The sequence below is a fragment of the Chitinophaga sp. genome (assembly GCF_036566945.1).
In the GTDB taxonomy this organism is placed as follows: Bacteria; Bacteroidota; Bacteroidia; order Chitinophagales; family Chitinophagaceae; genus Chitinophaga.
This window is the reverse complement of record NZ_DATCVJ010000381.1, coordinates 1-1,901: the sequence shown is the minus strand read 5'-3', so window position 1 is coordinate 1,901 and position 1,901 is coordinate 1. Positions and strand designations below refer to the sequence as shown.

Genomic DNA, 1,901 nt, shown 5'->3' with positions numbered 1-1,901 from the left:
CCAGCAGCTGGCCGCCGAACGGCGTGATTTTGCTGATGTCCACCGCACTGTTACCGATATGAACTTTGTAGCCAGGCTGGAACAGCACGGCTTTGCTGGCCCCGTCCACCGTCAGCGCATTTATCAGGTTTCCGGTGTCGTCACGGACGCTAATCGCGATCTGGCCGCGATTGTCGACAGTACCGGTTGCCTTGATAGCGACGTCAATTACTCCGTCATCCTCGCCAAAATAGAACGCGATAACGTTGGCATCCGTCTGCTGCACGGACTTAAGCACCAACTGGTGGTTGAGCTGAAGTTTTCCGTCCAGGACCTGGTCGCCGCTGGAACCCAGCGCCGATATCAGCGCAAGCAGTGTCGGCACATCGACCGTCAGCAGAATGTCTTTGCCGAGGTACGTTGCGTCGGTGATCCCGGCGACCGTCACAGTTCCCCCGCCGCCGGATTGTTCGCCCAGAGTACGGGCTGGTTTTTCTATGGACATAATTACTCCCCTACCTGGCAAACCACTACCGCATTGCCGTTCACCAGCACGCGGGTAAAACTCATCTGGTCCGTTGAACTGATTTGCACGCCGAGGTATCGCTGAGACACGCAGCCGGTGAGCAAACACGACAACGCCAGACACAGCATCAGCGTTCGCATATCAGTTTCCTTTGCAGACCTGGCTTTCGCCGGGGTTGGTATCGATGCACGCGGAGCCGTTCGGATACGTCACGACTACCGTATTGTTTGGCTGCACTTCTGCGTTAGTAACCCCCTGGCCTTTCGCGCCGTTGACATGGGTGAACGACACTGCAGAACAGGCGGCCATCGATGCAATAGCGGCCACCAGCAGCCCGTTGATTAACAGACGCCTGTTTTTCTTTTTCATATGGATATCGTTATTTCACTGTGAAATTAGTTGTCGGTGTTGAATGTGAATTACGAAAAAATCATGCAAAACGTAGGGCATTAATCCTTTCGCTTTCTTTCATCGTCAGGAGCGCCGTCATAGCTCTCCATCGCAATAAACGACTGGGCTACCCGCACCCCGAGATCCTTTGCTTTTTCTTCGCTTAGGTTAAATCCATTCGTAGCAATTAATTGCGACAGTGCTATGCACGCTTGCGCCTGGCCCAATTCAGATAAGTTTTTAAAATCCATGTTATCTCCGTGGATTAAAACGATACGTCAGCGGTCGGGAACAGAACGCTTTGCAGCTCAGTATTCGCGCCCGCCTGTTTTTGCTTCGCCAGCTTCAGCCGATGGGCAGCGTCGGCTGTGACAGCAGTAGAAACCACCAGCGCTTTTTCAGAGCGATCAACCTCTCGGTCTGCCTGTTGTTTATTGCTCAGCGCAGAACGTTCTTTTTCTTGCTGCGTATGCAGCGCTCCGCTAACGCAGCCGGATAGCGCGCAGGCGATAACAACGCCAGACAAGACGGTAATCATTTTTTTCATGGGAAAACTCCAGATAGCAAAAAGCCCACGCGCTAGCGTGGGCCTTCTGCATATCGTGAAACCAGACAGCCAGGGAGGCCGCGCAGGATCGTCAGATAATAAAAAACCCCGCCAAAGCGAGGTTTCAAATTGTTGTTGCTTATTATCACTGCCATCACGGTGCAGCTCTGCCAAGCATGACTGAATTATCGACTATTTTTACCTGTTTTCAAGGTTTATTTTCACGGACCCTTTTTATCTCAGCTTTCATCGACAGAAAAACCGCACTGCTAAAATGTGATACACACCACCTCACCCGGTCTTCCGCCTGCTTTCGGGTTAACCAAGGAGCGACTCTCTGAAGATACCGCGCTATGTCACTAATACGTTTGCGCCCGGCATAAAACGCAACGCCTACAACATAAACCGGGTCGTCATTCTTAAGCGCGGACAAAATGCACTTCTCCACAAAATCACCAT

General features: G+C 51.9%; 6 protein-coding genes. All 6 read right to left on the bottom strand.

Features of this window, described 5'->3' with window-relative positions; translation table 11 throughout:
* The coding region (locus VIP81_RS11240; protein WP_331959998.1) for a hypothetical protein at positions 1-484 on the bottom strand (484 nt) is incomplete at its 3' end.
* A 2-nt stretch (positions 485-486) separates the two neighbouring features.
* Positions 487-645 carry a hypothetical protein gene (locus VIP81_RS11235; RefSeq protein ID WP_165790657.1) on the bottom strand — a complete coding sequence of 53 codons (159 nt, stop codon included), beginning with the start codon at positions 643-645 and terminating at the stop codon, positions 487-489.
* 1 nt (position 646) lies between these two features.
* Positions 647-874, bottom strand: a complete 228-nt coding sequence (locus tag VIP81_RS11230) for a hypothetical protein (protein ID WP_103948031.1) — start codon at positions 872-874, stop codon at positions 647-649.
* Positions 875-954: 80 nt separating this feature from the next.
* Positions 955-1,146, bottom strand: coding sequence for a hypothetical protein (locus VIP81_RS11225; protein ID WP_331959989.1), 192 nt, complete (start codon positions 1,144-1,146; stop codon positions 955-957).
* Between the two features lie 14 nt (positions 1,147-1,160).
* On the bottom strand, positions 1,161-1,616 hold the full coding sequence (locus tag VIP81_RS11220) for a hypothetical protein (protein ID WP_331959987.1): 456 nt from the start codon (positions 1,614-1,616) through the stop codon (positions 1,161-1,163).
* Positions 1,617-1,650: 34 nt separating this feature from the next.
* The coding region (locus tag VIP81_RS11215; protein ID WP_331959985.1) for a hypothetical protein at positions 1,651-1,901 on the bottom strand (251 nt) is incomplete at its 5' end.